Genomic DNA, 5428 nt, shown 5'->3' on the forward strand with positions numbered 1-5428 from the left:
CTTCAACAGTTTGTTTTCATCCGCCAGGCTCATCAGCTCGTCATACATGCCTAGTCGGCGCAGGCGGTTCAGCGAAGTGCGGACTTTTTCCTGCAGTTTCTGACGGTCCAGATCCGATCCGGTGGAACGCTGATTGACCAGCTTCAACAGTTTGTTTTCATCCGCCAGGCTCATCAGCTCGTCATACAGATCCTGCTGACTGAAGATGCCTTCGTGCGCGAGACGTTCAGGACTGAGATAGAGATAGCAGAGGATTTTCCCCACCATCATATCCAGCTCCGACAGCACGGAACGCGGGATCAGCGTCGTTGAACGCGGACGCAGGTAGAAAAAGCCCTCCGGCGCGCGGATCAGTTCTACGTTATAGCGGCTGTAGAAGAACTCCAGCTCCTCCTGAAAATCCATCAGCAGGGCGTGATTTTCCAGCTCTTCGACTCCGATGTGGCGTCCAGCGCGCAGTTGGCTGTCCATCGCAGGAAACTGCGGATTGGACAGCGCGGCCATCAGTTTGGCCGTGATAATAGGTTCAATATTTGTCGATGACATGGGCCTGTACCTTGGCTCCGTAATCATTGATTGCCTGCCATTGCGCGGGCAATCCGGTAAAATCGGCTTCGGCTACGCCCAGACGTACGGCCTGGTCGACCACGATTCGGGCAACGTCAAATTGCCGGGAGCGAGGATACTGCGCCAGATAGTCGCGCATCACCTCGCTCAAACACAGCGGAATGCGCTGCTGCTTATATTTTTCCAACGCTTGCTCCACCAGCGCGGCCACCTGCTCGCGCATCTCGCTGAACTCTTCATATTCCAGCTCCGGCGGCAGTTCCCCGGTGACTTCGTCGCTGCGCAGCGCCAGCTCTTCGTCACGCATATCCAACAGCCTGTCGGCGTTGGCGAAGGTCAGCGCCCACGGCTGGTCGAAATAGGTCTGCACCGACTGGCGCAACCGTTGGGAGAAGACGCGATTTTTATCCATATCGATGGCGGTACGAATAAATTTATGGACGTGGCGGTCATAGCCAATCCACAGGTCGATCGTCTGCTGTCCCCAGCTAATAATGCGATCCAGCTTGCCCTGCAGATCGAACACCAGGTTATCCACAAAGCCCAGCGTATCGTTGCCGAGCGTCGCGTCCTGAATGCGCAACAGGTTGGCCTGCAGCTTGTCGCCTGCGGCTTCCAGCGTATCCTGCAGCTCGCGCAGCGTGTCGGAGGTTTCGGTCAGCAGCTGTTCACAGTTGCTGATGGCCGCGCGCCAGTCCTGCGTCAACAGTCCGGCGATATTCTCTTTCACCCCCTGCTGCTGTTCGTCCATGATGCGCTGGGTCAGATCGATGCTGTCGAAGATTTCCGCCACCGAATATTTCAGCGGCGCAAAGACATTGCGGTGCCAGTGAAATTCGTCTCCGCCCTCTTCCGCCGCTTCGGCGGCGCGGCCCAGTTCCTGGGCGACGATGGAAAGCTGCATGGAGAGACGCAGCGCGGAGAACTCGCGCTGACGAATATAGTAATCCGTGATACCGATGCCGAGCGGCGTCAGTCGATAGATGGCATTGCCGTCGGCCAGCTCGCTGGTGAAGCGGTTGATCAAACGCTGTCGCACCAAATCGTTGATGGCGTTGTTGGCGCGTTGGGCAATGGTTTCGTGAGTTTGTTCGAATCCCTGGCTGACGTGGCGGAACGCGTCCACCAGTTCGCCTTCACTCATCTCGCCGTCCATGCGCTCGCCGTTGAGCGTGGCAATCGACAGCAAAAACGCCAGCCTTTCCGTCGGCAGCGAAATCGAAAAATCGTTTTTTCTAGCCCAGGCGACCAGTTCGGGTACGGTCTGGGAAAAATCACTCATAATGCATCCTTCAAAAGGGGCTTATGCGCCATAACGTGGATGTAGCGCCCCAGGCTGACAAAAGGCTCCTGCCGGCAATAGCGCTGCTCGAGCGCCAGCAGAGTGTCAAACTCGTCAATCTGTTTTTGCTTGTCCCGCAAATAATCGTGAAATACCCGAATCCCGGTTTTACCGCTGATCGTCAGACCTAATGCGGAGAGCCAACCGTAGACCTCATCCGGATCCAGCGGATGGTCGGGGGATAGCGAACGCCGTTTGCGTTTTGGCATGCCGACTTCGACATAGCCGAAGTTGCCCAGCACCATATTGCGCATCAAAAAGGCATGATGATTATAAAACATCAGCGATAACGCTCCACCCGGCGCCAGACAGTCCGTCAGCGTGCTTAATACCGGCTGGGGGTCAGCCACCCACTCCAATACCGCGTGAAACAATACCAGATCGGCGGGCCGATCCATATATGAGGCGATATCCTGTGCTGCGCAGTGAACGACGCGCAGACGATCCGTGAGGCCTTGTGCCTCGGCGGCAGCCTGCGCCCGCCGAATCATCTCATCGGACACATCGCACAACAATACCTGGTGTCCTAAAGCGGCCAGACGGCAGGCCATATGGCCTTCGCCGCCGCCGGCATCCACGATGACCAGCGGACGTTGCGGTAGACGGGCCAGCAAGGTTTCCAGATCCTGCCACAGCACGGCCTGACGCAATTTCCCTTTGGTGGTGCCGTAGATATTCCGGGCAAATTTTTCAGCGATATCGTTAAAGTTACGATCCTGCATTCCACGGGTTCCACGCAATTGATGACGGCGCATCCACAATGCCCCGCCTCACTCCTAATCTGACATTTTGGCACAGGCTGGCATAGAATGAATCGCCTGAGACCACGTTCTCCGCCTGGATGGCGCTTTTTCACTCAACTCGGATGCTATTTTATGCTGTTTGACCTCAAAAAGTATGTGGGTGGCCTGCTGCAGCCGCTGCCGCTTTTGCTGTTATTGATGGGGATCGCGCTTCTGCTGCTGTGGTTCACCCGCCGCCAGAAGACCGGACGCGTCATCCTGACCGTGAGCTGGCTGGCGTTGACCTTGCTGAGCCTGCAGCCGGTGGCGGATCGGCTCTTACTTCCGCTGGAGTCCACCTATCCCACCTGGCAGCCCGGCCAGCCGCGGGTCGGCTATATCGTCGTCCTCGGCGGCGGCTACACCTACAACCCCGAATGGGCACCTAGTTCAAATCTGGTCGGCAACAGTCTGCCGCGCGTTACCGAAGGTATTCGTCTCTATCATGCCAACCCCGGTTCTAAATTGATCTTCACCGGCGCCGCGGCGAAAGGCAACCCGGTCACCAGCGCCAGCACCGCCGCGCGAGTCGCGGAGAGTCTGGGCGTACCGGCGGAAGATATTCTGCAGGTCGGGACGGCGCGTGATACGTCGGAGGAGGCGGCCGGTACGGCGCTATTGGTGGGACAGCAGCCTTTCCTGCTGGTGACATCCGCCAACCATCTGCCGCGCGCCATGCGCTTCTTCGAGGGACAAGGCTTACATCCGATCCCCGCCCCGGCTAATCAGCTGGCGATCACCTCTGCGCTGAACCCGTGGGAAAAGCTGTACCCGTCGGCGCTCAATCTCTCGCATAGCGAGCGGGCGTGGTATGAAACGCTGGGCGGCCTGTGGCAGAAAATCAGAGGAACGCAGGCGTCGATGGACTAATCCAGCCAGGGCAGCAGCTCTCGCGACGCACGGTCGAACAGCTCGCGGTCCAACTGGCCGGTATGAATATAGCGAGACACGGCGGCCCAGACGACGTAAAGCCAGCGCCGGGAAACGAAGGTTTCTGACACCGGCGCACGGCGTAAATAATGGTACAGCAGCTGTTCCGCCATCCCTTCGTCACACAGTCGGAACAGCTCATATTCACGCGGCGCCCACAGCATCATGCCCGGATTAATCATCGCCAGCAGCTGATCGCTGCGGCTATCCTTCAACATGCTGCGCAGCGACAGGTTGCCATGCACCAGTACGCAGGGATCGTTAAAGTCCCGGAATAGCGCGGGCAGCGCCTGACGAGATCGGAACAGCAGTGCCCTGTCTTCCCGCGTCAGCAGCGGGGTCTGCACCAGCATCAGCGTGGACCACAGTACCTCGAGCCGCTGGGCGTACCATTTGGGCCAGCTGTTTTCCTGAGTGCTGTCGACCGACCCAACGCAGCCGTGGCTGTCAATGCGATGCCAGGCCATTACGCTATCGACGATCTGGTCCATGAGCGACGCCCAGCGCTGTGGCGTTCGAGTCGGCGTTTCGACCGGCACGCCGCGCAGCCGCTCCAGCAGCAACAGCTCCTTATGCGACGGATGCTGACTCATCACCATCCCGTAAACGGTCGGCACCCGCACGTCGCCTTCACGCGCCAGCATGCTCAGTTTATAGGCCTCCTGCTGAGCGACGCCCTGACACACATAGCTTTTGACCAACAGCGGAATTGCGTGACCTTCCTTGTCATACATGGCGTACAGATGTGCATACGGTTGTTCACTAATACGTTCGACGCGGCTAAGAGGTTCCCCTAATACCGCACTCAACTCGGCTTTAAGCAATTCCATAAGCATGAGACCTTGACTGAAGGAGAGGCTTGTCGATCATATCATGCCGCTAAGGGGAACGGTTTTCCTCAATACAGATCAAACAAAGCCGGAATCCGCCCATGATGGGCGCAGTACCTAAAGAATAGCAAAAGGTTCTGCGCAAAGAGGGCGAGGAACTACTGACGTTCGAAAGCGCCGAGATCAGGCGCCGCGCCTTTATACGGCAGATTGAGATTGCCGCCCTTGTCGATTAACCAACTGCCGGCGGACAAATGTAGGCTTTTTAGCGCGGGCAAACTGCCGTCCGACTGACGCTTGGCATCCCAGCCGGTGACGGCGACGCTCTCAAACTCGGCATTCGACAGCACTTTAGCCTGATTCCAAGAGTTATAGTGCATATCCGCGCCCTGAGAATGCGACAACGACAGACCGCCGTACGAGATGCTATTGCGAACAACGCCTAGTCCGATTTCCGCCCCATTAGCGCTGATGCCCAGCAAATTGAAATTGGGTTTGTTCTGGTAACCGGTGTTGTTGAAGAAGTTATTGGCGACCGGATGATGGTTAGCGTAAAAACCGGCGCTTTTGTTCAGGAACGCTACGCTGTGACGCACGGTGTGCTTGGGGGCGTTAGCAATGTAACGGGCGCCGTAGCCGCCAATTTTAAATCCGTTGCCATTCCCGGCGGGCAGCGAGGTTGTGGTGCCGGGCAGGTAACCGTGCAGCCACGCCCAGGAGTTTTCAACCACGACGGGCGAGTAGGCATTGATGAAGTCGAAACCGTCATCCGAATTCGACCAGGCTCGGCAGCCACGCAGCAGGTTACCCGGCTGGTTGGCGGCGATGTGCACGCCGAAACCGTCGCCGCTCTGTCCCGCTCCGTTCGACGTCAGCGGATCGTAATTATGATGGGAGTCGCAGTTAATGACCTGATTGTTGGCGCCATTCTGCAAAAACAGGCCGGTTCCCATAATGTGGTGGATGTTCAACAGCTC

Annotated in this window: 6 protein-coding genes; 1 reads left to right on the forward strand and 5 read right to left on the reverse strand. The window is 57.6% G+C overall.

The features are described 5' to 3' along the window. The 3 genes from mukE to cmoM form a co-directional block, all read right to left on the reverse strand. Window positions 1-546: chromosome partition protein MukE (gene mukE, locus Q7O77_RS14130; protein ID WP_304168508.1), on the reverse strand; the 546-nt coding region annotated here is incomplete at its 3' end. After that, window positions 527-1849 (reverse strand): chromosome partition protein MukF, encoded by a 1323-nt coding sequence (gene mukF, locus Q7O77_RS14135; RefSeq protein WP_304168511.1) that lies wholly within the window; start codon window positions 1847-1849, stop codon window positions 527-529. The genes mukE and mukF, both read right to left, overlap by 20 nt. Further along, entirely contained in the window at window positions 1846-2631 is a 786-nt protein-coding gene (gene cmoM / locus Q7O77_RS14140) for a tRNA uridine 5-oxyacetic acid(34) methyltransferase CmoM (RefSeq protein ID WP_085651667.1), read from the reverse strand. The genes mukF and cmoM overlap by 4 nt, the downstream gene beginning before the upstream one ends. A 153-nt stretch (window positions 2632-2784) precedes the next feature. Between cmoM and elyC the strand changes: the two genes are divergently transcribed. Continuing rightward, entirely contained in the window at window positions 2785-3561 is a 777-nt protein-coding gene (gene elyC / locus Q7O77_RS14145; RefSeq protein WP_304168515.1) for an envelope biogenesis factor ElyC, read from the forward strand. On the opposite strand, the gene Q7O77_RS14150 is transcribed toward elyC, so the two are convergent. After that, window positions 3558-4451: a YcbJ family phosphotransferase gene (locus Q7O77_RS14150; RefSeq protein ID WP_085651665.1), complete on the reverse strand. Its 894-nt coding sequence runs from the start codon at window positions 4449-4451 to the stop codon at window positions 3558-3560. The two genes, elyC and Q7O77_RS14150, sit on opposite strands and share 4 nt — an antisense overlap. 158 nt (window positions 4452-4609) lie before the next feature. Continuing rightward, window positions 4610-5428, reverse strand: an 819-nt coding sequence (locus Q7O77_RS14155; protein WP_304168518.1) for a right-handed parallel beta-helix repeat-containing protein, incomplete at its 5' end; no start/stop codon positions are given.

Origin of the sequence: Lonsdalea britannica (assembly GCF_946477055.1) — a bacterium.
In the GTDB taxonomy this organism is placed as follows: domain Bacteria; phylum Pseudomonadota; class Gammaproteobacteria; order Enterobacterales; family Enterobacteriaceae; genus Lonsdalea; species Lonsdalea britannica_A.

What these genes read in the sequence shown, in the direction of transcription:
- mukF (WP_304168511.1), bottom strand. Translation starts at nt 1,849, where the DNA reads ATGAGTGATTTTTCCCAGACCGTACCCGAACTGGTCGCCTGGGCTAGA.
- cmoM (WP_085651667.1), bottom strand. Translation starts at nt 2,631, where the DNA reads ATGCAGGATCGTAACTTTAACGATATCGCTGAAAAATTTGCCCGGAAT.
- elyC (WP_304168515.1), top strand. Translation starts at nt 2,785, where the DNA reads ATGCTGTTTGACCTCAAAAAGTATGTGGGTGGCCTGCTGCAGCCGCTG.
- Q7O77_RS14150 (WP_085651665.1), bottom strand. Translation starts at nt 4,451, where the DNA reads ATGGAATTGCTTAAAGCCGAGTTGAGTGCGGTATTAGGGGAACCTCTT.